The 21,309-nt window shown below is 66.3% G+C and carries 21 protein-coding genes and 1 tRNA gene; 14 read left to right on the top strand and 8 right to left on the bottom strand.

What is annotated here, in order from left to right:
* Positions 1–44 precede the first annotated feature (44 nt).
* The 4 genes from ACP156_RS18655 to yihA all read left to right on the top strand — a co-directional run bounded on the left by ACP156_RS18655 (position 45) and on the right by yihA (position 4,948).
* On the top strand, positions 45–1,595 hold the full coding sequence (locus ACP156_RS18655; RefSeq protein WP_425052880.1) for a putative bifunctional diguanylate cyclase/phosphodiesterase: 1,551 nt from the start codon (positions 45–47) through the stop codon (positions 1,593–1,595).
* Between the two features lie 127 nt (positions 1,596–1,722).
* Positions 1,723–3,561, top strand: a complete 1,839-nt coding sequence (gene yidC / locus ACP156_RS18650) for a membrane protein insertase YidC (RefSeq protein ID WP_425052879.1) — start codon at positions 1,723–1,725, stop codon at positions 3,559–3,561.
* Entirely contained in the window at positions 3,558–4,301 is a 744-nt protein-coding gene (locus tag ACP156_RS18645; protein WP_425052878.1) for an MOSC domain-containing protein, read from the top strand. The genes yidC and ACP156_RS18645 overlap by 4 nt, the downstream gene beginning before the upstream one ends.
* The gene (gene yihA, locus ACP156_RS18640) at positions 4,301–4,948 is read left to right on the top strand and encodes a ribosome biogenesis GTP-binding protein YihA/YsxC (protein WP_425052877.1); all 648 of its coding nucleotides are present in this window, start codon (positions 4,301–4,303) and stop codon (positions 4,946–4,948) included. The genes ACP156_RS18645 and yihA overlap by 1 nt, the downstream gene beginning before the upstream one ends.
* Before the next feature lie 12 nt (positions 4,949–4,960).
* Here yihA and yidD read toward each other — a convergent pair whose 3' ends face one another.
* The 3 genes from yidD to rpmH are packed head-to-tail and all read right to left on the bottom strand — an operon-like array spanning position 4,961 to position 5,749.
* Positions 4,961–5,182: a membrane protein insertion efficiency factor YidD gene (gene yidD, locus ACP156_RS18635; RefSeq protein WP_425052876.1), complete on the bottom strand. Its 222-nt coding sequence runs from the start codon at positions 5,180–5,182 to the stop codon at positions 4,961–4,963.
* Positions 5,179–5,577 carry a ribonuclease P protein component gene (rnpA, locus tag ACP156_RS18630; protein ID WP_425052875.1) on the bottom strand — a complete coding sequence of 133 codons (399 nt, stop codon included), beginning with the start codon at positions 5,575–5,577 and terminating at the stop codon, positions 5,179–5,181. The genes yidD and rnpA overlap by 4 nt, the downstream gene beginning before the upstream one ends.
* 37 nt (positions 5,578–5,614) lie before the next feature.
* Positions 5,615–5,749 carry a 50S ribosomal protein L34 gene (gene rpmH / locus ACP156_RS18625; protein ID WP_425052874.1) on the bottom strand — a complete coding sequence of 45 codons (135 nt, stop codon included), beginning with the start codon at positions 5,747–5,749 and terminating at the stop codon, positions 5,615–5,617.
* Positions 5,750–6,038: 289 nt separating this feature from the next.
* Here rpmH and ACP156_RS18620 point away from each other — a divergent pair, with 289 nt between their 5' ends.
* From ACP156_RS18620 to ACP156_RS18605, 4 genes are all read left to right on the top strand, one after another.
* Positions 6,039–6,773, top strand: a complete 735-nt coding sequence (locus tag ACP156_RS18620; RefSeq protein ID WP_425052873.1) for a TVP38/TMEM64 family protein — start codon at positions 6,039–6,041, stop codon at positions 6,771–6,773.
* Complete coding sequence (locus tag ACP156_RS18615) at positions 6,773–8,188, top strand: dihydrolipoyl dehydrogenase family protein (RefSeq protein WP_425052872.1); 1,416 nt, start codon at positions 6,773–6,775, stop codon at positions 8,186–8,188. Before ACP156_RS18620 ends, ACP156_RS18615 begins: the two co-directional genes overlap by 1 nt.
* A gap of 16 nt (positions 8,189–8,204) precedes the next feature.
* Positions 8,205–9,608: a sensor histidine kinase gene (locus ACP156_RS18610; RefSeq protein WP_425052871.1), complete on the top strand. Its 1,404-nt coding sequence runs from the start codon at positions 8,205–8,207 to the stop codon at positions 9,606–9,608.
* Positions 9,609–9,661: 53 nt separating this feature from the next.
* A tRNA-Arg gene (locus tag ACP156_RS18605) sits at positions 9,662–9,738 on the top strand.
* Between the two features lie 409 nt (positions 9,739–10,147).
* Here the strand turns inward: ACP156_RS18605 and ACP156_RS18600 are convergent.
* From ACP156_RS18600 to ACP156_RS18580, 5 genes are all read right to left on the bottom strand, one after another.
* Positions 10,148–10,927, bottom strand: coding sequence for a citryl-CoA lyase (locus tag ACP156_RS18600; RefSeq protein ID WP_425052870.1), 780 nt, complete (start codon positions 10,925–10,927; stop codon positions 10,148–10,150).
* Positions 10,924–12,138 carry a CaiB/BaiF CoA transferase family protein gene (locus tag ACP156_RS18595; RefSeq protein ID WP_425052869.1) on the bottom strand — a complete coding sequence of 405 codons (1,215 nt, stop codon included), beginning with the start codon at positions 12,136–12,138 and terminating at the stop codon, positions 10,924–10,926. Before ACP156_RS18595 ends, ACP156_RS18600 begins: the two co-directional genes overlap by 4 nt.
* Positions 12,128–13,651, bottom strand: a complete 1,524-nt coding sequence (locus ACP156_RS18590; RefSeq protein ID WP_425052868.1) for a tripartite tricarboxylate transporter permease — start codon at positions 13,649–13,651, stop codon at positions 12,128–12,130. The genes ACP156_RS18595 and ACP156_RS18590 overlap by 11 nt, the downstream gene beginning before the upstream one ends.
* Positions 13,652–13,654: 3 nt before the next feature.
* Entirely contained in the window at positions 13,655–14,149 is a 495-nt protein-coding gene (locus ACP156_RS18585) for a tripartite tricarboxylate transporter TctB family protein (protein ID WP_425052867.1), read from the bottom strand.
* A 91-nt stretch (positions 14,150–14,240) separates the two neighbouring features.
* On the bottom strand, positions 14,241–15,224 hold the full coding sequence (locus ACP156_RS18580; RefSeq protein ID WP_425052866.1) for a tripartite tricarboxylate transporter substrate binding protein: 984 nt from the start codon (positions 15,222–15,224) through the stop codon (positions 14,241–14,243).
* A gap of 123 nt (positions 15,225–15,347) precedes the next feature.
* Between ACP156_RS18580 and ACP156_RS18575 the strand changes: the two genes are divergently transcribed.
* The 6 genes from ACP156_RS18575 to ACP156_RS18550 form a co-directional block, all read left to right on the top strand.
* Positions 15,348–16,016 (top strand): response regulator transcription factor, encoded by a 669-nt coding sequence (locus tag ACP156_RS18575; RefSeq protein ID WP_425052865.1) that lies wholly within the window; start codon positions 15,348–15,350, stop codon positions 16,014–16,016.
* A gap of 8 nt (positions 16,017–16,024) precedes the next feature.
* Positions 16,025–17,383 carry a sensor histidine kinase N-terminal domain-containing protein gene (locus ACP156_RS18570; RefSeq protein WP_425052864.1) on the top strand — a complete coding sequence of 453 codons (1,359 nt, stop codon included), beginning with the start codon at positions 16,025–16,027 and terminating at the stop codon, positions 17,381–17,383.
* The gene (locus ACP156_RS18565) at positions 17,353–18,402 is read left to right on the top strand and encodes an ABC transporter substrate-binding protein (protein WP_425052863.1); all 1,050 of its coding nucleotides are present in this window, start codon (positions 17,353–17,355) and stop codon (positions 18,400–18,402) included. Before ACP156_RS18570 ends, ACP156_RS18565 begins: the two co-directional genes overlap by 31 nt.
* 201 nt (positions 18,403–18,603) lie before the next feature.
* The gene (locus tag ACP156_RS18560; protein ID WP_425052862.1) at positions 18,604–20,100 is read left to right on the top strand and encodes an aminotransferase class V-fold PLP-dependent enzyme; all 1,497 of its coding nucleotides are present in this window, start codon (positions 18,604–18,606) and stop codon (positions 20,098–20,100) included.
* Positions 20,101–20,118: 18 nt separating this feature from the next.
* Complete coding sequence (locus ACP156_RS18555; RefSeq protein WP_425049227.1) at positions 20,119–20,688, top strand: CMD domain protein; 570 nt, start codon at positions 20,119–20,121, stop codon at positions 20,686–20,688.
* A gap of 14 nt (positions 20,689–20,702) precedes the next feature.
* A partial coding sequence (locus tag ACP156_RS18550; protein ID WP_425049228.1) for an alkylhydroperoxidase domain protein occupies positions 20,703–21,309 on the top strand: 607 nt, incomplete at its 3' end.

The following is a 21,309-nucleotide window of genomic DNA, read 5'->3' as shown; positions in this document are numbered from 1 at the left end:
CAGACCGCCGGGCCCCCTGCCGCCCGGCCCAAGGGGACCGGGCCATGCCGCGTATTTTCAGCCAGTTCACGCAACAGATTTTGACGAGCGCCCGGACGGCATTCGTCGGGCCGCAGATCCTTGCCTTCGTGCCGGCGCTGACGCTTGGCGGCTACTGGTTCGGGGGCGAGGGGTTGTTGCTGTTCATGGCGATCTTCGTGCCGGCGGCGATGGGGCTTGTCGGGCTTTTCGTGCCGGTGCGCGCCGCGGTGCAGGCGGATGCGAATGGCGACGCGATCACCGGCCTGCCCCTGAAGTCCGCCGTTCTGGCAACCCTTCAACGCGCCTTCGAACGGGACGGCGAAGCCAATTCGCGCACCGCCGCGCTGGTGCTGGAAATCGACGAGTTCGAATCGTTTCGTAACACCTATGGCGCGGATGCGGCGGATCAGGTGCTGGGGCAGCTTGCCGAACGCATCGGCTCGACGTTGCGTCAGGGCGACACAGCCTGCCGCCTGCAGGGCGCGACCTTCGCCGTCGCCTTGGCCCCCGTGCGCCGGCTTGATCTTGAGGCGATGATACAGGTGGCCGCGCGGATGCAGCAGGCCATCGGCGCGCCCATCGTCATCGGCGGTATGCGCCTGTTCCTGTCCGCGTCGATCGGGTTCTGCCTGCCGCGCCGCGCGGCGGAACGGACGCCGGACGCCTGCCTCGACGCAGCAGAGACGGCCTTGCGCGACGCACAGGCCAGTGGCGTCGGCGCGATCCGCGCCTTCGCGCCGCAGTCGCCGCGCAAGAAGGTGAAGCGGACGGGCCTTGCCGAAGAGGTCTCGGACGCGCTGGAGGCTGGCCAGATCCGGCCGTGGTTCCAGCCGCAGATCAGCACCGACACCGGCGACATCGCGGGGATGGAGGCTTTGGCGCGGTGGGAGCATCCCGAGCGCGGGGTCATCCTTCCGGGCGCGTTCCTGCCCGCCATCGCGGCGTCGGGTCTGAGCCAGCGACTGGGAGAAGTGATCCTGAACCACAGCATGACGGCCCTGCGGGACTGGGGCGCCGCGGGCGAGCATGTGCCCAATGTCGCTGTGAATTTCAGCCACGAGGAACTGGCCGACCCAACCCTGTGCGACCGCATCCGCTGGGAACTCGACCGCTTCGACCTGTCGCCAGACCGCCTGTGCGTGGAAATCCTGGAGACGGTCATCTCGCGGTCAGAGAACGATAGCATCACCCGCAACGTGACCCGTCTGAACGAACTTGGATGCAAGATCGACCTGGATGATTTCGGCACCGGGCATGCCTCGATCGCGAACATCCGACGCTTCTCGGTCGGGCGGATCAAGATCGACCGGTCCTTCGTGACCCGGATCGACACCGACCGCGACCAGCAGTCGCTTCTGACCGCGATCCTTGAAATGGCGGAACGTCTGGGGATCGAGACGCTGGCCGAAGGTGTCGAAACCGTGGGGGAACACGCGCTGCTGGCGCAGCTTGGCTGCAACTATGTCCAGGGCTTTTCGATCGCGCGGCCGATGCCGTTTGCCGAGACGCTGGACTGGATCCGCATCCACCGGCAGCGCCTGTCCGACCAGCCGCGCATCGCGCGCGAGGCGTGATGACCGCGAACATGGCCCCGATCCGACCGTAGCGTAGCGGTCACCTTTCCGGGATTCCGCTTGACCTTTCCGGCCTTGGATTGTTGAACCTGCGCTGACCTGACTTCAGCGAATTGGCATACGGTTCATGGACGACCAGAACAAGAACCTCATTCTGGCAACGGCTCTTTCTTTCGCGGTGATCCTGGGATGGTTCCTGCTGTTCCCGCCGGAAGAACCTCCGCTCGACCCGGAAACGGACGTGATCGAAACCACCGAGGGCGAGCTTGCGGCTCCACCGCCGACTGCGGCTGGCGACCCGGCAAGCCCGGCCGGACCGGCGGGCGAAACCCCGGCTCCGGCGCAGGAAATCGCGCGCCTGCCGATCGACACGCCGCGTGTCGAAGGCTCGATCTCGCTTCTTGGCGGCCGCATCGACACGCTGCGCCTGAAGGACTACCGCGAGACGCTGGATCCCGACAGCCCGACGGTTCCGCTGCTGTCGCCCGTCGGCGGCAACGGCGCCTATTACGCCCTGTACGGCTGGACCCCGGCTGGTGACCTTGGCTTTGACGACGTGCCCGGCGCCAACACCGAGTGGACCGTCGAAAGCGGCGAGACCCTGTCACCCGGCAATCCCGTGACCCTTGCGTGGGACAATGGCAACGGTGCGATCTTCCGCCGGACGCTGACCATCGACGAGGACTATCTGTTCACCGTCACCCAAAGCGTCGAGAACACGACGGATGCGGCGCTGCGTCTTGCGCCCTACGGCATCGTCGCGCGCCATGGCGAACCCGACACCGCCGGCTTCTTCATCCTGCACGAAGGCGTCGTCCGCCAAAGCGACAACTCGCTTGAGGAGCTGGGCTATTCCGATCTTCCCGACCTCGATTTCGTCGAACGCGAAGGGGCCCGGGCCGAGGTCATCGACGTGGCCGAGGATGGCTGGATCGGGTTTACCGACAAGTACTGGATGACGACGCTGATCCCGGAACCGGGCCAGCCCTTCCAGTCGGTCGCGAAATACGTGCAGAACGCCGAGATCTACCAGGTCGAAAGCCGTCTGCCCGCGATCACCGTAGAGGCGGGCGCGACCGGCGAGGTCTCGACCATGCTGTTCGCAGGTGCGAAAGAGTGGGAGACGATCCGCGATTACGAAGAAAACCTCGGCATCCGCAACTTCGTCGACTCGATCGACTGGGGCTGGTTCTTCTTCCTCACCAAGCCGATCTTCCGGGCGCTGCATTTCCTGAACGGCCTGATCGGGAACATGGGCTGGTCGATCCTTGCCCTGACCCTGCTGATCAAGGCGATCCTCTTCCCGCTGGCCTACAAGTCCTACGTCTCGATGGCGAAGATGAAGGAACTTCAGCCCGAGATGGAGAAGCTGAAGGAACGCGCCGGCGACGACCGCCAGAAGATGCAGCAAGGCATGATGGAGCTGTACAAGAAGAACAAGGTGAACCCCGCCTCGGGCTGTCTGCCGATCCTGTTGCAGATCCCGATCTTCTTCTCGCTCTACAAGGTGATCTTCGTCACCATCGAACTGCGGCACGCCGCATGGTTCGGCCCGTTCCGCGACCTGTCCGCGCCGGACCCGACCTCGATCTTCAACCTGTTCGGAGCGTTCCCCTGGGCCGCGCCCGAACCGGGCACGACGCTGGCGCTGATCTTCATCGGTATCCTGCCGCTGTTGCTGGGCATCTCGATGTGGCTGCAGCAAAAGCTGAATCCGGCGCCGACCGACCCGGCGCAGCAGATGATCTTCGCGTGGATGCCGTGGGTGTTCATGTTCATGCTGGGCGGCTTCGCCAGCGGGCTTGTGGTGTACTGGATCACGAACAACACGATCACGTTCACCCAGCAGTACATCATCATGCGCAGCCACGGGCACAGGCCTGACGTCTTCGGCAACATCAAGAAAAGCTTCAAGCGGAAGAAAACCGCCGAAGCGGCCGCCGGAAAGGGCAAGCCCAAGAAATGACCGCACGCGTCTCGGGGCTCTGGCGTTTCCCGATCAAGAGCCACGGGCGCGAGCAACTGGATCGGACGGACCTGCGGCAGGGCGAATGCCTGTCGTGGGACCGTGCCTGGGCGGTGGCGCACGAACAGTCTAAGGCCACCAACGCGGAATGGTCCCGCTGCGCGGCGTTCACACGCGTCGCTTCGGCGCCCGCTCTGGCGGCGATCACGGCAGCGGTGGACGAGGGGACGACCACGGTCACGCTGCGGCACCCCGAGCGGCCTGACCTGACCTTTCAGCCGGATCAGGACGCAGACGCTTTCCTTGACTGGGTGCGCCCGCTGATGCCCGAGGGGCGTGCGATGCCGGTGCGTATCGTCCGCGTGCCGGGCCGGGGCATGACGGACGCTGACTTCCCGTCGATCACGCTTTGCAATACGGCCTCGCACGCGGCGGTCGAGCAACGGATCGGTCAGGACCTGTCGATTCACCGCTGGCGTGGCAACATCTGGATCGACGGACCCGAACCCTGGGCCGAATTCGACTGGGTCGGACGCGACATACGGATCGGCGAAGCGGTTCTGCGTGTCCGAGAACGGACGGAACGCTGTATGGCGACGACCGCGAATCCCGAGACGGGCGCGCGCGATGCGGATACGCTGGGAACGCTCGACACGTTCGGGCATCGCGACTTCTCGGTTCAGGCCGAGGTGGTCGAGGGCGGCGCGGTCGCCGTCGGCGACAAGGTAGAGGTGCTGTGATGGAACCGGTCTTCCCGCTGGTCGAAGTGTCGGACCCCGAGCGCAACGAAGGCGCGCGGCTGTTTCAGGGCGAGATCGACTTTCTGAAGGGCGTCGTGGCGATGAACGGTCTGCCACCGGCGGACCGGATGGAGATCTGCTTTGCCGGTCGGTCGAACGTCGGCAAGTCGTCCCTGATCAACGCGCTGACGGGCCGTCGGGCGCTGGCGCGGACGTCGAACACGCCGGGCCGCACGCAAGAGATCAACTTCTTCACCGTGGGTGACGGGCTGTTCCTTGTCGACCTTCCCGGCTACGGCTTCGCAAAGGCGCCTCTGCCGGTGGTCGAGAAGTGGCAGCGCCTGCTGCGCGCCTATCTCACCGGTCGCCAAAGCCTGCGCCGCGCCTTCGTGCTGGTCGACTCGCGCCACGGCGTGAAGGATCCGGACGAAGAGATCATGAAGGAACTCGACCGCGCTGCGGTGACCTTTCAGGTCGTGCTGACCAAGACCGACAAGGTGAAGGCTGCCGAGCTGGACAAGGTGCTGGAGCAGGTCCGTCAGCGTCTTGCAAAGCACCCTGCGGCGTTTCCGGGCATCATCACCACCTCGTCCCAGAAGGGCGACGGGATCGACACGCTGCGTGCCGTGATCGCGGGGCTGGACTAGGCGAAGCCGCCGTCAGTCCGGCACGTTGTCGACGCCAGAACCGCCCCACGGGTTGCAGCGGGCGATACGGCGCAGCGCCAGCCATCCGCCCTTGATCGCTCCGTGCTTTTCCAGCGCTTCCAGAGCGTAGACAGAGCAGGTCGGCGTGAAGCGGCAAGAATGGCCGATCCATGGCGACAGCAGCAACCGGTAGGCATGGACAGGCAAGGCCACGATGCGGGCGAAGGGGCTCATGCGCCGTGGATCCGGGACAGGGCGGTGTGCAGGTCCGCCTTCAGCACGTCGAACGGTCGGCGCGCGGTTTCGCCGGCCCGACCGATCAGGACATAGTCCCAGCCCGGCTGTCCTTCGATCGGCAGCACAAGCCGCGCGATCTCGCGCAGGCGACGCTTGGCACGGTTGCGGGCCACGGCGTTGCCGACCTTCTTGGAACAGGTGTAGCCAACCCGAACAGGCGTCTGTGACAGCTCTGACGGATCGCGGCGGCGGGCCTGCAGGACGAAGCCCGGCATCGCCTGCCGCTTCGCGCGGTTGGCTTTCAGGAAATCGGGCCGGTTCTGAAGAACGGACAGCCCAAAAGGCACCGCCGGCGGCTTCCGGATCTCGGAGGCCGCCGGCGGTGTCGTCATTGGAACCTCTGCCCCGGTAGTGGGCGCGGCTGGGCGATCAGGCGCTCAGACGCTTCCGGCCACGGGCACGGCGAGCGTTCAGGACCTTGCGGCCAGCTTTGGTCGCCATGCGCGCGCGGAAGCCGTGCCGCCGCTTGCGGACCAGGTTCGAGGGTTGGAATGTGCGCTTCATCGCGAAACTCTCCGTCTGGCCGGCCACGCAAAAGGATTCGCGGGCCGCGTCATATTCGAAGCCCGGTCTTTAGGGGGAGCCGTGCGCCCTGTCAACCAATCCTCAGGCGGAATGTTTCAATTCCACGAAGGAAGTCGCGGCGCATGGTCCCGACCCCGGAAACAGGCCGCTTTCCATGTAACAAACCGGGCATTTGCCTCAATAGCCATCACTCGCCCGTGAGGGCCCTGTTCCCACCGCACGCGCCACGCCATTCTCTGAGCGAAACGCGGCGAAGGAGCGACCGGGCATGACAGTCGAAACGGGCAGCACACGGGGGCAGGCGATCTTGCGCAAGCTGCCCATCGTTGTCATCGCCGTCGTTGCCATGCTGGGCGCATTCACCCTGCGCGAATACCTCAGCTTCGATGCGCTGCGCGACAATCGCGAGGCGCTGTTGGACTTTCGCGACCGGAACTGCCTGCTGACGGTTCTCGTCTTCATGGGGCTCTACACGCTGATCGTGACCTTCTCGTTGCCGGGCGCCACGATCTCGACCCTGACCGGCGGGTTCCTGTTCGGGGTCTTTCCCGGCGCGGTGTTCAATATCGTCTCGGCCACCATCGGCGCGACGCTGCTGTTCCTTGCCGCGCGTCGCGGGCTGGGCGACCGGCTGGGGGCGAAACTTGAAGGCAGCGAGGGCATGGTAAAGCGCATCAAGGACGGCATCGACGAGAACCAGTGGTCGATGTTGTTCCTGATCCGCCTGATCCCCGCGGTGCCCTTCTTCGTGGCCAATCTTGTACCCGCCTTCGTGCAGGTTCCGACGTGGCGCTATGTCGTCACGACGTTCTTCGGGATCATGCCCGCGGCTGTCGTATTCACCTCGGTCGGCGCCGGTCTTGGCGAGGTGTTCGAGCGCGGCGAGACTCCAGACCTGGGCATCCTGTTCGAGCCACATATCTTGTTCCCCATCCTCGGCCTCTGCGCGCTTGCTGCGCTGCCGATGGTGCTGAAGGCGATACGCGGCAGAAAGGGGATCTGATGCCCGAGACGATCAAGGCGGACATCTGCGTCATCGGCGCCGGCTCGGGCGGGCTGAGCGTGGCGGCTGGGGCGGTTCAGATGGGCGCGAAGGTCGTGCTACTGGAAGGCGGCAAGATGGGCGGCGACTGCCTGAACTACGGCTGCGTCCCATCCAAGGCGCTGATCGCCGCCGCCGCGCAGGCCCATGCGATGACGGCAGGTGAAACGCTTGGCGTGTCGCCCGTGACGCCCAAGGTCGACTATGCCGCCGCTATGGAGCACGTGCGCCAGACCATCGAGACCATCGCGCCGGTCGACAGCCAGGAGAGGTTCGAGGGGCTCGGCGTGCGGGTGATCCGCGAGTGGGGCCGGTTCGTCTCGGACCGCGAGGTGCAGGCCGGTCCGTACGCAATCCGCGCCCGCCGGTTCGTCATCGCGACCGGTTCTTCGCCGATGGTACCGGCGATCCCGGGGCTCGAGGATGTGCCCTATCTTACCAACGAGACGCTGTTTGGCCTGCGCGAGAAGCCCGCGCATCTGCTGATCATCGGTGGCGGTCCCATCGGGATCGAGATGGCTCAGGCGCATCGGCGGCTGGGGTGCGAGGTGACGGTGATAGAGGGCGAAACCGCGCTTGGTCGCGACGACCCCGAGGCGGCGGCGCTGGTGCTGGAGAAGCTGCGCGCCGAAGGCGTTCGAATCGTCGAAGGTGCGAAGGCACAGAAGGTGTCGGGGGGCAGCGACGGGATTACTGTCGAGACGGGGCAGGGCGCGTTTACCGGATCTCACCTGCTGGTGGCGGTGGGCCGCAAGGTGAATACCGACAGGCTGGATCTGCACAAGGCGGGCGTTGAAACCGACGGCGGCGTCGTGGTGGGGGACAATCTGCGCAGCACCAACCGCCGCATTTACGCGGTGGGCGACGCGGCGGGGCGGCAGCAGTTCACCCACGTCGCAGGTTATCACGCGGGCGTCGTGGTCCGCGCCTTGTTGTTCGGCCTTCCCGCAAAGGCCAAGGACGCGCACCTGCCGCGGGCCACCTATACGGACCCCGAGCTTGCACAAGTCGGGCTGACCGAAGCCGAAGCCCGCACCGAATACGGTGGGCGGCTAGAGGTGGTGCGCACCGACTACGCCGAGAATGACCGGGCCATCGCCACCGGGCGGACCACCGGTTTCGTCAAGGTCATGATCGTCGGCGGCCGCCCCGTGGGCGCCACGCTGGTCGGTGCGGAAGCGGGCGATCTGGCTGCAACCTGGTCCCTTGTGATCGCCAACCGATTGAAAATGAGTGCGGTCAGCGCAATGGTCGCGCCCTATCCGACACTCGCAGAACTTAACAAGCGGGCCGCGGGGGCCTATTTTAGCCCGAAGCTGTTCGATAACCCGTCCGTGAAGCGGGTCGTCGGGCTGGTTCAACGGTTACTGCCCTGACGGGCAAAGGTCTTTTATGGCTGTTAATTCGCTTTCGGGTCGCTTCCTGATCCTAACGGCGGTGTTCGTGATGTTCGCGGAGGTGATGATTTTCGTCCCCTCGGTGGCGCGGTTCCGCGAGGACTATCTGCAGCTGCGTCTCGAAAAGGCGCAGATCGCCTCGCTTGCGCTTCTGGCGAACGACATGATCGACGCCGGGCTGGAGCGCGAGCTTCTCGAGAACGCGGGCGTCTACAACGTCGTGCTGCGGCGGGACGAGGCGCGGCAACTGATCCTGTCGTCCGAGATCCCGGCCCCGGTTGCGGCAACTTTCGATCTGCGCGATCCGACCGGGATAGAGCTGATCCGCGACGCGATGCTGCGGCTCCTGCACAGCGGCAACGACGTGATCCGGGTGATCGGTGACCCGGTGCGTGAAGCGGGCCAGCTGATCGAGGTCACGATGGACAGCGCGCCGATGCGGGCCGAGATGGTCGACTATGGCTTACGCATCCTTGCTTTGTCAGCGGTGATCTCGGCCGTCACCGCGCTGTTGCTGTTCCTTGCGGTGCGCGGGTTCATCGTGCGCCCGATCAAACGGGTCGTCGCGGCGATGACAAGCTATGCCGAGGCGCCGGAAGACGCGCGTCGCATCATCGTTCCGACGGCGGGCGTGAAAGAGCTGCGCGACGCCGAGGTGGCGCTGGCCGAGTTGCAGACGCACCTCAGCGGCGCGCTGCGGCAGAAGGACCGGCTGGCGCAACTGGGCGGCGCGGTGGCCAAGATCAGCCACGACCTGCGCAACATCCTCACCACGGCGCAGCTGTTCGGCGACCGCCTCGAGCGGTCCGAGGATCCGATGGTGAAACGCGCCGCGCCGAAACTGGTCAGCTCGATCTCGCGCGCGGTGAACCTGTGCGAATCGACGCTCGCCTTCGGCAAGGCCGAGGAACCGCCGCCCGCGCTGGATCGTCTGATGCTGGCCGATCTGGTGGCCGACGTGGTCGAGGCAGAACGCCTTGCCTGCGGCGATCACGATGTCAGCTTCTCCGAAGACGTGCCGGCCACCCTGTCGATCCGAGCCGACCCGGAACAGCTGTACCGCGTCATCGGCAACCTGCTGCGCAACGCCCGGCAGGCCATCGTTGCAAGCGGCGAGGCGGGAGAGATCGCGGTGCAGGCGGAAGAAACCGACCGAGACTGGATCGTCCGCATCCGCGACACGGGCCCGGGCCTGCCCGCAAAGGCGCGCGACCACCTGTTCCAGCCGTTCCAGGGCGGCACACGCAAGGGCGGCTTCGGGCTGGGCCTTGCGATCGCACAGGAACTGATCCGCGGTCACGGTGGCCGCCTGATGCTGGAGACAACGGGTCCCGAGGGCACCACCTTCACGATCCATCTGCCCAAGGTGGTCGTCGAACTCGACGCCGCGGCAGAATAAACAAATCGCCCTTGCAAAGCCCCGGCGAGACCGTTAAATCGCCCTCACCCCGCGCGCTGGTAGCTCAGTTGGATAGAGTACTTGACTACGAATCAAGGGGTCGGGGGTTCGAATCCTCCCCAGCGCGCCACTTCCTCCCTTAGACGGTCCGGATTATCAGGTACTTACCCTGAGACACGCCCTGTGTGTGGTAATGCATGCGGTAACGCATGCCAGTCACTCTCGTCTCCTTTAGAGCGACGAGCCTTAACCGAGCGAACTAACGAACGCGGGCTAAACGGGGCGCAGGGCAGGCCGCCCACGCGCACATCGCTGCAATAGTGCTCCAACGCGTGATGTGGGAAGTCGCGGGCGGCGCTTTGGGGGGCGCCGTCAGCACTCTGTGAAGGATTGGCTCGCGACACCTGTACCCTGAGACGGACATGACGACGACCAATGGCAGTCGCAGCGGCTCGCCTTGGTCGAACGTGGTCACGCGTGTCTTGTGCCGCTCCAGCCGGGCTTCACGACGGACGCGCGCAACGCCCCCGACCCGCGCATCACTCCGGGTCGAATGTCCAGCGGTAGGCTGGTGGGGTGGGGCCCTTGTTTCGGCCGCCTTGCTGCATCTGTTCCCACGCGTGCGCGAGGATGCCGACAGAGCGGGACAGGCCGAAGAAACCGCGCGCCAGCGGTGGCGGGCAGCCGAGTTCTGCGTAGATGACGGCGGTGGCGCCGTCGATGTTCATCGGCACCGGCTTGCCGCGCTCGGCGGCGAGATGCGCCTCGATCGCGCGTCCGATCCCGGCGATATCGCCACTGACCGCGCCCGACGCGGCGGCGGCATCGACCAGTTCAAGCAGCCGTGGTGCGCGCGGATCTACGGGCTTGTGGAACCGGTGCCCGAAACCGGGGATGAACTTGCCATGCCCGGCTCGCCAGTCGTCCAGCACGCGGGGCAGGGCGTCGGGCCCGGCTTGATCGGCCAGACGATACAATTCCACGGCCTGCTCTCCTGCGCCGCCGTGTACGTCGCCAAGCATGTTCAGACCGGTCGCCATCGCCGATTGCAGGCCGATGCCGCAGGTGGCCGCCATGCGCGCGGCGGCGATGGACGGGGCTTGCGGCCCATGATCCACGGCCGCCACGAGGGCGGCTTCGAACAGGGTTTCGCGCCCGCCCGAGATTTCCTCGCCGGTCACCATCAGCCAGATCATCTGTGCGAAACCGGTGTTGCCGATCAACTCCTGCACCGGTCGGCCGCGCAGATGGATCCGGCCGGGCTCCATGTCGATGATCCGGGTCCGCCACCAGTCGCTTACGTCGCTGTTGTCGCTCATGTCACACCCTCTGCCCGCAGTTGCGCGATCTCGGTTTCGGAATAGCCGAGCGTCGCGAGAATGTCCGACGTGTCGGCGCCCAGCGCGGGGGGAGGCGTATCGACGGACGGGCGGACGGCATCCACCATTGCTCCGATCCGCACGAGAGAGAACGCCCGGTCCACGCCCGGCGCGCCGTCGAACTGCGCCAGCAGCCCGCGTTCCGTGATCTGCGGATGCGCCAGTACCTCCGGCACCGTCAGAACCGCGCCGGATGGCACGCCCAGCGCGTTCAGCTCCCGCGCCCAGTCCCGCGCGGGGCGGGTGGTCAGCACGGTTTCCAGCTCGGCCTTCAGCCGCAGCCGATGCGCCTTGCGGTCCTCGCGCGTGGCGAAGTCGGGATGCTCCAGCAGGTCCGTGCGCCCCAGATGCCGGGCCAGAAGGTCCCACTGCTCATCCTTGTTGGCGGCGATGTTGACCAGCCCGTCGGCGCATTGAAACGCGCCCGATGGCGCCGACGTGGGATTCTCGTTGCCCTGCGGCACGGGCTCGACCCCGCCGACAAGGTAGTTCGACACCACCCACCCCATCGTCGCCAGCACGGAATCCAGCATCGAGACGTCGATGTAGCAGCCGCGTTTCGGTGCGTTCAGGGCCGAGGCGATGGCCATTGCCGCTGTCAGGCCGCCCACGGTATCCGCCAGCGGATACCCGACCCGAAGCGGCGCGCTGTCGTCGTCCCCGGTGATCGACATGACCCCGGATGCACCCTGAATGATCTGGTCGTAGGCCGGACGGCCCGCCCATGGACCGTCCTGCCCGAAGCCGGAAATCGCGCAGTAGATCAGCGCTGGGTTCTCGGCTTTCAGGACGTCATAGCCAAGTTCCAGCCGGTCCATCACGCCGGGGCGGAAGTTCTCGACAAGCACGTCGGCGGTGGCCACCAGCCGTTTCAGCACGTCCTTGCCGCGCGGATCCTTCAGGTTCAGCGTGATGGACTTCTTGCCCGCGTTCTGGGCGAGAAACGAGATCCCCATGCCGTTCGCGGAAAGCCCGGCATCGGCGCCGAGGTTGCGGGCAAGGTCACCGCGGCCCACCGCTTCGACCTTGATGACCTCGGCGCCGAGATGCGCCAGTTGGTGGCAGGCAAAGGGCCCCGCCAGCACGTTGGTCAGATCCAGCACCCGAAGCCCGGCCAGTGGCCGGGCCCCGGCCCCGCGTTCAGTCGCCATCGGCGACGCCTTTTGCCCGTGCCCTTGCGCGCCGCGCACGGTAGCTGGGCAGGATCACAAGGATTGCGGCCAGAACCAGCAGGGCCAGCGTCATCGGGCGTTCCATGATGAAACCCAGTCCGCGGTAAAGCTGCATCGACCGGGCGAAGTTGTCTTCAAGCATGGTGCCCAGAATGAACCCGATCAGCGCCGGCGCAAGCGGATAGTCCGCGAAGCGCAGGATCGTCGCCATCACCCCCAGCCCGACAAGGATCAGCAACTCGGTCGCGTTGTTCTGGCCGATGTAGGCCCCCATCAGGGTGAAGAACAGGATGAACGGGATCAGGTAGTTGCGCGGGATCGCAAGGATCTTGGCGATGTAGGGGATTAGCGGCAAGTTCAGGATCAGCAGAACGAGGTTGCCGATATACATCGAAATGATGACGGCCCAGAAGATGTCCGGTTCGTCCACCATCAACCGCGGCCCTGGCGTCACGTTCAGCGCGATCAGCGCGCCCAGCAGGATCGCCGTGGTGCCCGAGCCGGGAATGCCCAGCGTCAGAAGCGGCACGAACGAGCCGGTGCAAGCTGCGTTGTTCGCGGTTTCCGGCGCGGCGAGTCCCTTGACCGAGCCTTTGCCGAACTCCTTTTGCTCTTCCTCGGACGCGATGTTGCGCTCGACTGCATAGCCGAGGAACGAGGCGATCGTGGCGCCTGCGCCCGGCAGCACGCCGATGAAGAAGCCCTGCACCGATTGCCGCGCGATCACCGGCGCGATGGCGCGGCCTTCCTCGCGGGTGAAGCGCAGGTTGGTGATCTTGCCGGAGTCGCCTTCGTCGCCCTGCTTCGACCGCGCGGGGTTCAGAACCAGGAACATGGCTTCGGGCAGGGCGAACATGGCCATCGCCAGCGTGATGAACGAGATGCCGGACTGCAGGTCCATCATGCCCAGCGTGAACCGCGGCATGTTGAACAGGGCGCCTTCGCCGACGGTGGCAAGGATCAGGCCGAGGATTGTCATCATCAGCGCCTTGGCGACCTGCCCGGTCCCTGCGAAGGCCGCGATGGCAGAGAGGCCCACGACCATCAGTGCGAAATACTCGGCCGAGTGGAACAGCAGCGCGACCGAGGACAGCGCCGGCGCGAAGATCGCCAGCAGGATTGCGCCCACCGTGCCGCCACAGAAACTGGCGACGGCGGCGATGGTCAGGGCCTTCCCGGCCTGTCCCTTTCGCGCCATTGGATAGCCGTCGAACGATGTCGCAACCGTCCCCGCGACACCCGGCGCGTTCAGCAGGATCGACGAGGTCGATCCGCCGAAAATAGCGCCATAGTAGACACCGGCCAGCAGGATCAGTGCGGCGGTCGGATCGCCCATCGAGATCGCGACCGGGATCATGATCGCGATGATCGACATCGGCCCCAGCCCCGGAAGCATGCCGATGAAGGTGCCGATCAGGCAGCCGGCGACAACCATCAGAAGGTTCTGGATCGAGAACGCGGCCTGCAGGCCCATCAGGATTCCGTCAAGCATCGCTTAGATCCCCATGAAATACGGCAAGGGCCGCAGGAAGATGCCAAGTACCTGCTGAACCAGATACCAGACCACCCCGGCGGCGATCATCGCCACGGGGATCATGATGTACCACTTGCGCTCGCCGAGGATGGCGCTGCCAAGGGCAAGGAAAAGGGTGGTGGAGATCAGAAAGCCCGCCGGGCGCAGCGCCAGCGCGTAGATCACCATCAAGCCAAGCAGCAGCAGCGCCTGGCCCAGCTTGTACTCGGTCAGCCGGCGATAGTTGATGTCGGTCGCGCCGGGTTCTTTCTCGCCCGTGGACGGCTCCAGGCCGAACAGGACGATCAGGCCGACCACGATGCCCATGATCGAAAGAACCTTGGGAAAGGTCGAGGGCCAGACCGGGTTCCGCTGCATGAACGGCGGCAAGAGATGGTCCATGGTGAAGAAGGCTAGGTAGCCGTACGCACAGCAAAAGGCGATAAAGACGAGCGCGATCCAGCGGTCGAGCGCCATGGGTCTCCCTCCGATAGCTTGAACATTTGAACGAGAAAGGCGGGCCGATCTCCGGCCCGCCCGAATGGTCAGTTCCCGACGGGAACCGTCATCAGAGGAAGCCCAGCGTCTTCATCAGGTCGCCGATTTCCTTTTCCTGCGCTTCCAGGAAGGCACGGAAATCTTCGCCCGGGTTGAAGATGTTGACCCAGCCATTGCGCGCGCGGACGTCTTCCCAGGCTTCGGTGTCGTACATCTGCTCCAGCGCAGACACGTACTCTGCCACCTTCTCGTCCGAGACGCCCGGAGCGGCGAAGAAGCCGCGCCAGTTCACGAACACGGTCTCGATGCCCTGCTCGGTGAAGGTCGGCGCGGTGTCGTAGGCCGGCACACGCTCGGGCGCGGTCACGCCCAGAATGCGGACTTCGTCCTGTTCGGCCAGCGCGATGGCTTCCGAGAAGCCGGTCGACAGCGCGTCGATTTCGCCCGACAGAAGGCCGGCCATCGCCTCGCCACCCGCGTCGTAGGGGATGTAGTTGACCGAGATCGGGTCTTCGCCCGCGGCCTTCATGACCATGGCGGCGACAAGGTGGTCCATGCCGCCGGGCACGGAACCGCCGCCGATGGCAAAGTCGGGGCCCTGCTCGGCGAAGGCAGCCAGCAGGCCGGCCATGTCGGTGATCTCGCTGTCGACGGGCACGACGATGGCGGCATAGTCGCCGATGGTGCCGGCAACCAGCGTCAGGTCACGGAAGCTTTGCGGGAAAACGCCGGTCAGCGAACGGATCACGATGGGGGTCGAGTTGACCATCAGCGTGTTGTCCAGGCTTTCGGCGTTCTCGATCATGTAGGCGATCGCGACCCCGCCGCCGCCGCCCGACATGTTTTCGTAGCTGGCGGTGCCGACCAGACCGGATTCGGTCAGCGCTTCGCCGGTGCCGCGTGCGGTGCCGTCCCAGCCGCCGCCGGCGCCGCCGGGGATCACGAAGTGAAGCTGATCGAGAACCTTGTGGCCTTCGGCGTGTGCAAGACCGGAAAAGGCCATCGTGGCCGCAGCAGCGGCAAGCACGACCCGGCGGGTCATGTTCATATTCATGCGGTTTCCTCCCGTTTGACAGGGCGGCATCTGCCGCCCATGCTTTGCACTAACCACAAAAAGCTGACACGGGCCTGACACGCGGACGCGGATTTCGCCCGTCCGGCACCGAAAGGCGGTTGCGTGCGATTTCTATTGGTCGAGGATAACGGCGAACTGGCAGAGGCGGTGGTGAAACGCCTGGCGCTCGACGGGCATGCGGTGGATCACGCGGCATGCCTTGCAGAAGCCAAGGAATTCCTCGCCGGGGCCAGCTATGACCTGATCCTGCTGGACGTGATGCTGCCCGATGGCGACGGGCGCGCCTTTCTCGCCCAAAGCCGGGCGCATCTGGAAACACCGGTTATCGTCCTGACGGCCCGTGCGCAGGTGTCCGACCGAGTTGGCGCGCTGGATCAGGGCGCGGACGACTACATCACCAAGCCGTTCGATTTCTCGGAACTCGAGGCCCGCTGCCGCGCGGTGCTGAGGCGGCGCGGCGGGTCCGCCCGGAACGAGATCGCGATGGGCGACGCGCTGTTCGACCCGATGTCCGGCAGCCTGCGCCTTGGCGAGGACTGCGTCACCCTTCGCAACCGCGAGACGCGCCTGCTAGAGATCTTCGCCCGCCATCCCGGGCAGACCCTCTCGAAAGGTCAGCTGCTGGATCGGTTATTCTCGTTCGACGCGGAAGTGACGGAGAACGCGATCGAGGTCTACGTCGGCCGCCTTCGGCGCCGCATCGGTCCGATGGGTCTGAGGATCGAGACGGTCCGGGGGCTTGGCTACCGGTTGGAGACGGCGGCGGGATGATTCGTTCGATGTCGATCGGCCGGCGCCTGACGCTGTTGCTGGCCGGTGTCGCGGCGCTGTTGTCGCTGCTGTCGTGGTCCATGGTGTCGGGCCTTGCCCGACAGGCGGCGGCGCGGACGCAGGACAACGTGCTGGCCGCTTCCGCCTCGACCATCGCCGAGACTTTGCGCAGCGAGCAGGGAGAGGTGCGGCTGGAACTGCCCTATTCCGCCTTTTCCATGCTGGGCGCGATCAGCGAGGACCGGGTGTTTTACCGGGTGACTGCGGGCGAGCGCCTTCTGACCGGATATTCCGATTTGCCCGCACCCGAGCCCGATCAGGCGAACAGCCGGGTCACTTTCGGGAACGGGACCTATCGCGGCACGGAAGTGAGGATGGTAAGCGTCCGCCGGGTCGTGCTGGCGGGGGACAGGCCGGTTTCGGTGATTGTGACCGTCGCGCAGACGCTGGACGGGGTCGCCGCCATCTCGGGTCAGATTTCGCGGTTTGCGGCGGGGCTTTCGCTGGCGTTCTTCGTTCTGGCCGTGGGGTTGTCCGAGATTGCCGTCCGCACCTCGCTGCGCCCGTTGAACAGCTTCGCGCAGTCGGTCTCGCGGCGCGGTCCGTCCGACCTTCGGCCGTTGCGTCCGGGCGCGCCCGCCGAGCTGGTCCCGCTGCGCGGGGCGCTGAACCGCCTGATGGAACGCCTTGCGCAATCCATCCGCCGTTCGGAAGATTTCATTGCCGAGGCGGCGCATCGCGTTCGCACTCCGTTGGCGACGGTCCGCGCGCAGGCGGAAATCGCCCTGCGCTCCACGTCGGACGCAGAGGATCGCCACCGGCTTCGTCAGATCATCCGCGCGGTGGACGAAAGCTCGCGATCCGCGGGTCAGCTTCTGGACCATGCGACGGTGGCGTTCCGGGCGGAACATCTGGCCCGCGATCCGGTCGATCTGGCCGAACTCGTGAACCAGACGACCGAGGCGCTGACCCCGACCGCGGAAATGAAGGACATCGAACTGAAGGCGACGACCGTCTCGGTTTCGGTTCACGGCGACGCCGTCCTGCTGTATTCCGCGCTGCGCAACGTTCTGGACAACGCGATCAAGTACTCGCCCGAAGACACGACCGTGCGGATCGACATCAGCGAAGCCGGGGCAGAGGCCCGCATCTCGATCGGCGACGAGGGGCCGGGTTTCGGTGCGGGGCCCGCCGAGGAGTTGAAGGAGCGGTTCCGGCGGGGGGGGAATACCGAAGGTGTCGTCGGATCCGGCCTCGGGCTTACCATTGCCGCGGACGTGCTTGCGGCCCACGGCGGGCGGCTTGACCTTGGCGCGGGGCAGAAGGGAGAAGGTGCATGCGTTACACTCGTCTTGCCCACGTCCTAGCGCTGTGCGTCGGTCTGTTGGCGATGGCCGCCTCGGCGCAAGAGATCGAGGACCACAAATCCTATCCCGGCACAGGCGACCGCACGCTTCGGATCATCTCGACCGCCGACCTCGAGGTGTTCGAGCCCTACATCCTGGCGTTTCAGGAAGACCGTCCCGACCTGACCGTGGATTACACGGTTGCCTCCTCGATAGAACTGTACCGCGCCATTCGCGGTGGCGGGGTTTACGATCTGGCGCTGTCCTCGGCCATGGACCTGCAACTGCAACTCGCGAATGACGGTTTCGCCCGCAGTTACCGGTCCACCCAGACCGACGCCCTGCCCGAATGGGCGCGGTGGCGGGATCTGATCTTCGCCTTCACCGCTGAATCGGCGGTGGTGATCCTTTCGGTGGACAGCCTGCAGGGCGCGCCTTTGCCCCTGACCCGGCAGGAACTGATCCTGCTGTTGCGCGAGCATCCCGAACGCTTTCTGGGCAAGGTCGGCACCTACGACCTGCGCGAAAGCGGCCTTGGCTACCTGTTCGCGACGCAAGAGGCCCGATCCACCGACGCCTATTGGCGGCTGTCAGAAGTCATGGGCCGCCTGGATCCCCTGCTGTATTGCTGCTCTGGGCAGATGGTCGACGACGTCATTTCCGGGCGGCTGGTGCTGGCCTACAACGTCCTTGGCAGCTACGCGGCAGAGCGGCTGGCCGGGGAGACGGGCGGCAAGGTCCAGATCGTCCGGATGCAGGACTTCGCCAACGTAATGTTGCGCACGGCCATCATTCCCGCGACGGCGCAAGAGGTCGAGGCTGCGGGCGCACTGATTGACGGCCTGCTTGAACTGGGCCTTCGCGACGACCCCGGCGACTGGCCCCTGCCGCCCCTGCGCCAGACCGGCGAGGTAAGCTCCGCGGGCTTCGGCCCGATCCGCCTTGGCCCGGCCCTGATGATCTATCTGGACCCGCTGAACCGCCGGGCGTTTCTTGACGAATGGGAAAACGCGATGGAGCAGGACACCGACCCCCGCTGATCCGTGGAGCGAATGGTGTCGGCCGGCAGGCTCGGGCCGTCCCGTTTCCCGTCGTCTTTGCCGCGCATGCGAAACGATATTCGATTGCGGCAGCAGCACGGGCGGCGGCGTGCGACGAAATTTCGGTTCCGGCCCGAATTTCGCAAATCAGTTTCGAGGATTTTCGCGAATAATCGACGTGACATGTCGAGATACGCGAAGATGACGCAAAATCACACCATTTCGGACGAACCCGTTTCCAGCCTGCCGAACCTGACCCGCTTTGCGGCAGAGCTTGGCAGCAGGCCCGACCCCGTCTCTGACCTCCGCGGTGGTCTGATCGGGGATGGCGTGGTGTTTGATGCGGGGTTTGGGCCGCAGTCGCTTCTGTATGCCGACTACACCGCCTCGGGTCGCGCGTTGCGGCAGGTGGAAGGCTTCGTGTCCGAGCAGGTGCTGCCGTTTTACGCCAACACGCATACCGAGGCCTCGTTCTGCGGCGGGGTGATGACGCGGCTGCGCGAGGCGGGGCGGGCCGAGGTGGCGCGGCTGACCGGCGCGGGGCCGGATTGCCACGTGATCTTCACCGGATCGGGCGCGACCGGCGCGCTGAACCGGATCGTGGCGGGGCTGGACCTGGCGGCGCGGGTGGCGGGCGGCGCGCGCATCGCGGTGCTGACCGGGCCTTACGAGCATCACTCGAACATCCTTCCGTGGCGCGAGAGCGGGGTGGAGGTGATCGAGATCGCCGAAGCCGCGACCGGCGGGCCGGACATGGCGGCGCTGGCCGAGGCGCTGCGGCAGGTCGAAGGCTACGATCTGGTCATCGGCACATTCGCCGCGGCCTCGAACGTCACGGGCATCCTGACCGACACCGACGCGGTGACGCGGGTGCTGAAGGCGGCGGGCGCGCTGGCGGTCTGGGACTATGCCGCCGCCGCGCCCTACATCCCGATCGACATGAGCACGGGCGAGACGGCGAAGGACGCCATCGTGTTCTCGCCGCACAAGTTCCCCGGCGGGCCGGGGGCGACGGGCGTTCTGGTCGTCCGCGACGGCATCGGCTGGCGCGCGACCCCGACCGCGCCCGGCGGCGGCTCGGTGCGGTTCGTCTCGCCCTGGGACCACCTGTATTCCTCCAGCCTCGAGGCGCGCGAGGAAGCGGGCACGCCGAACGTGGTCGGCGACATCCGCGCCGCGCTGGCGCTGCTGGTGAAGGACGCGGTGGGCTGCGACCGGATCGCCGAGCGGGACGAGGCGTTCCGCCTTCGGGCGCTGGACGCGTGGTCGAAGGTCCCCGAGATCGAGATCCTTGGCCAGCGCGCGGGCGCCCGGGCGCTGCCGGTGTTCTCGTTCCGGGTGCGGGACGGGCAGGGCGGGCTGGTGCATCACCAGCTGTTCACCCGCATGCTGAGCGACATGTACGGCATTCAGGCGCGGGGCGGCTGTGCCTGCGCCGGGCCCTACGCGCACCGCCTGCTGGATCTCGACCGGCCCGCCTCGCAGGCGGTGACGGCGCAGCTGGACGCCGGGTGCGAGCTGGACCGGCCGGGCTGGGTGCGGCTGAACTTCAGCTATCTCTTCAGCGACGCGCAGGCGGACCGGGTGATCTTGGCCGTGGCCGAACTGGCGCAGACCGCCGCGGGTGTCGCGGAACGCTATGTCGGGGACCCGGCGACGGCGCGCTTTGCGCCGGCCGCGGTGACCGTGAACGGATAACCAACTGGTGAGGATGACATGACGGACGTGATCGACACGCTGGCGGGGCTGCCGCCCGAGTCGGAGCTGCGCGCGGCGCGGCCCACGGCGCGGGAATACGCGCAAAAGAGCTACGAGGCGCTGTTCGTCTCGGTGCGCGAAGGGCTGATGCCGGTGGGCGAGCGGCTGGCGGTGACGTGTTTCGTGGCCGGGCTGCACGGCGACGCGCCGGCGATGGAGCATTACGCGAGGCTGCTGGCCGAGAGCGACGCCGCCGGCCTGTCGGACGCCATCGCGGCCGCGGTCGCGGCGGGCCGGACCGAAGGGCCCTACGGCGCGTTCCCGGCCGGTCCGCTGAGCGCCGAGGACACGCCGGGCATGGTGTTCAAGGCCGACGCCGACGCCCTGGGCGCGCGCCTCGCCGCCGCTTTCGAGCATGCGCATATGCTGGTGTTCCACCCCCGCGACGCGGGCCGCGACGCCATCGTGGCGCTGACCGGGGCCGGGTGGAGCGCCACCGATATCGTCACCCTGTCGCAGATGATTTCCTTCCTCAGCTTCCAGATCCGCGCCGGCGCCGGCCTGCGGGTTCTGGCGGCGGCCAGCTGACCGGAACCGCACCGATGACCGAGACCGTACTTACGCACGAGAACCCCGACGAGCCCAACGTCTTCACCCAGGACATGCTGGGCTGGGAGCCGTGGCTGCCGCCGATGGACGAGGCCGACCTGACCGAGCGCCACTGGACCGCGCTGGTCCAGAAGGGGCGGTCCAAGATGCCGTACTTCATGCTGCTGGCCCGCGATCCGGATATCCTTGAATATCGGACGCGCACCGACATGGACATCTTCTACAACCCGGACGCGGGCCTGCCGCGCGCCGACCGCGAGATGGCCGCCGCCGCGACCTCGCGCTACAACGGCTGCATCTACTGCGCCTCGGTGCATTCGCGCTTCGCCACGCAGCATTCCAAGCGCAAGGACGAGGTGCAGAAGCTGCTGGACGAGGGTGTTTCCGCCCGCATCGACCCGCGCTGGGACGCGATCACTGACGCCGCCGTGGCCCTGACCTCGATCCCGATGACCTTCGGCCCCGACCACATCGAAGCGCTGCGCGCCACCGGCATGGACGACCAGGCCATCGCCGACGCCATCTACGCCATCTCGTTCTTCAACTGGGCCAACCGGCTGATGCTCTCCCTCGGACCAACCACGCCGGGAGAGGCGAAGT

Source organism: Psychromarinibacter sp. S121 (assembly GCF_049801035.1).
Lineage (GTDB): Bacteria > Pseudomonadota > Alphaproteobacteria > Rhodobacterales > Rhodobacteraceae > Psychromarinibacter.
Note: the sequence above shows the minus strand (reverse complement) of the source record. Positions and strands in the feature narration are given on the sequence as shown.

Bases quoted from the DNA above. Each gene is read 5' to 3' on its own strand.
- ACP156_RS18655 (WP_425052880.1), top strand. From the start codon at position 45: ATGCCGCGTATTTTCAGCCAGTTCACGCAACAGATTTTGACGAGCGCC.
- yidC (WP_425052879.1), top strand. From the start codon at position 1,723: ATGGACGACCAGAACAAGAACCTCATTCTGGCAACGGCTCTTTCTTTC.
- ACP156_RS18645 (WP_425052878.1), top strand. From the start codon at position 3,558: ATGACCGCACGCGTCTCGGGGCTCTGGCGTTTCCCGATCAAGAGCCAC.
- yihA (WP_425052877.1), top strand. From the start codon at position 4,301: ATGGAACCGGTCTTCCCGCTGGTCGAAGTGTCGGACCCCGAGCGCAAC.
- yidD (WP_425052876.1), bottom strand. From the start codon at position 5,182: ATGAGCCCCTTCGCCCGCATCGTGGCCTTGCCTGTCCATGCCTACCGG.
- rnpA (WP_425052875.1), bottom strand. From the start codon at position 5,577: ATGACGACACCGCCGGCGGCCTCCGAGATCCGGAAGCCGCCGGCGGTG.
- rpmH (WP_425052874.1), bottom strand. From the start codon at position 5,749: ATGAAGCGCACATTCCAACCCTCGAACCTGGTCCGCAAGCGGCGGCAC.
- ACP156_RS18620 (WP_425052873.1), top strand. From the start codon at position 6,039: ATGACAGTCGAAACGGGCAGCACACGGGGGCAGGCGATCTTGCGCAAG.
- ACP156_RS18615 (WP_425052872.1), top strand. From the start codon at position 6,773: ATGCCCGAGACGATCAAGGCGGACATCTGCGTCATCGGCGCCGGCTCG.
- ACP156_RS18610 (WP_425052871.1), top strand. From the start codon at position 8,205: ATGGCTGTTAATTCGCTTTCGGGTCGCTTCCTGATCCTAACGGCGGTG.
- ACP156_RS18600 (WP_425052870.1), bottom strand. From the start codon at position 10,927: ATGAGCGACAACAGCGACGTAAGCGACTGGTGGCGGACCCGGATCATC.
- ACP156_RS18595 (WP_425052869.1), bottom strand. From the start codon at position 12,138: ATGGCGACTGAACGCGGGGCCGGGGCCCGGCCACTGGCCGGGCTTCGG.
- ACP156_RS18590 (WP_425052868.1), bottom strand. From the start codon at position 13,651: ATGCTTGACGGAATCCTGATGGGCCTGCAGGCCGCGTTCTCGATCCAG.
- ACP156_RS18585 (WP_425052867.1), bottom strand. From the start codon at position 14,149: ATGGCGCTCGACCGCTGGATCGCGCTCGTCTTTATCGCCTTTTGCTGT.
- ACP156_RS18580 (WP_425052866.1), bottom strand. From the start codon at position 15,224: ATGAATATGAACATGACCCGCCGGGTCGTGCTTGCCGCTGCTGCGGCC.
- ACP156_RS18570 (WP_425052864.1), top strand. From the start codon at position 16,025: ATGTCGATCGGCCGGCGCCTGACGCTGTTGCTGGCCGGTGTCGCGGCG.
- ACP156_RS18565 (WP_425052863.1), top strand. From the start codon at position 17,353: ATGCGTTACACTCGTCTTGCCCACGTCCTAGCGCTGTGCGTCGGTCTG.
- ACP156_RS18560 (WP_425052862.1), top strand. From the start codon at position 18,604: ATGACGCAAAATCACACCATTTCGGACGAACCCGTTTCCAGCCTGCCG.
- ACP156_RS18555 (WP_425049227.1), top strand. From the start codon at position 20,119: ATGACGGACGTGATCGACACGCTGGCGGGGCTGCCGCCCGAGTCGGAG.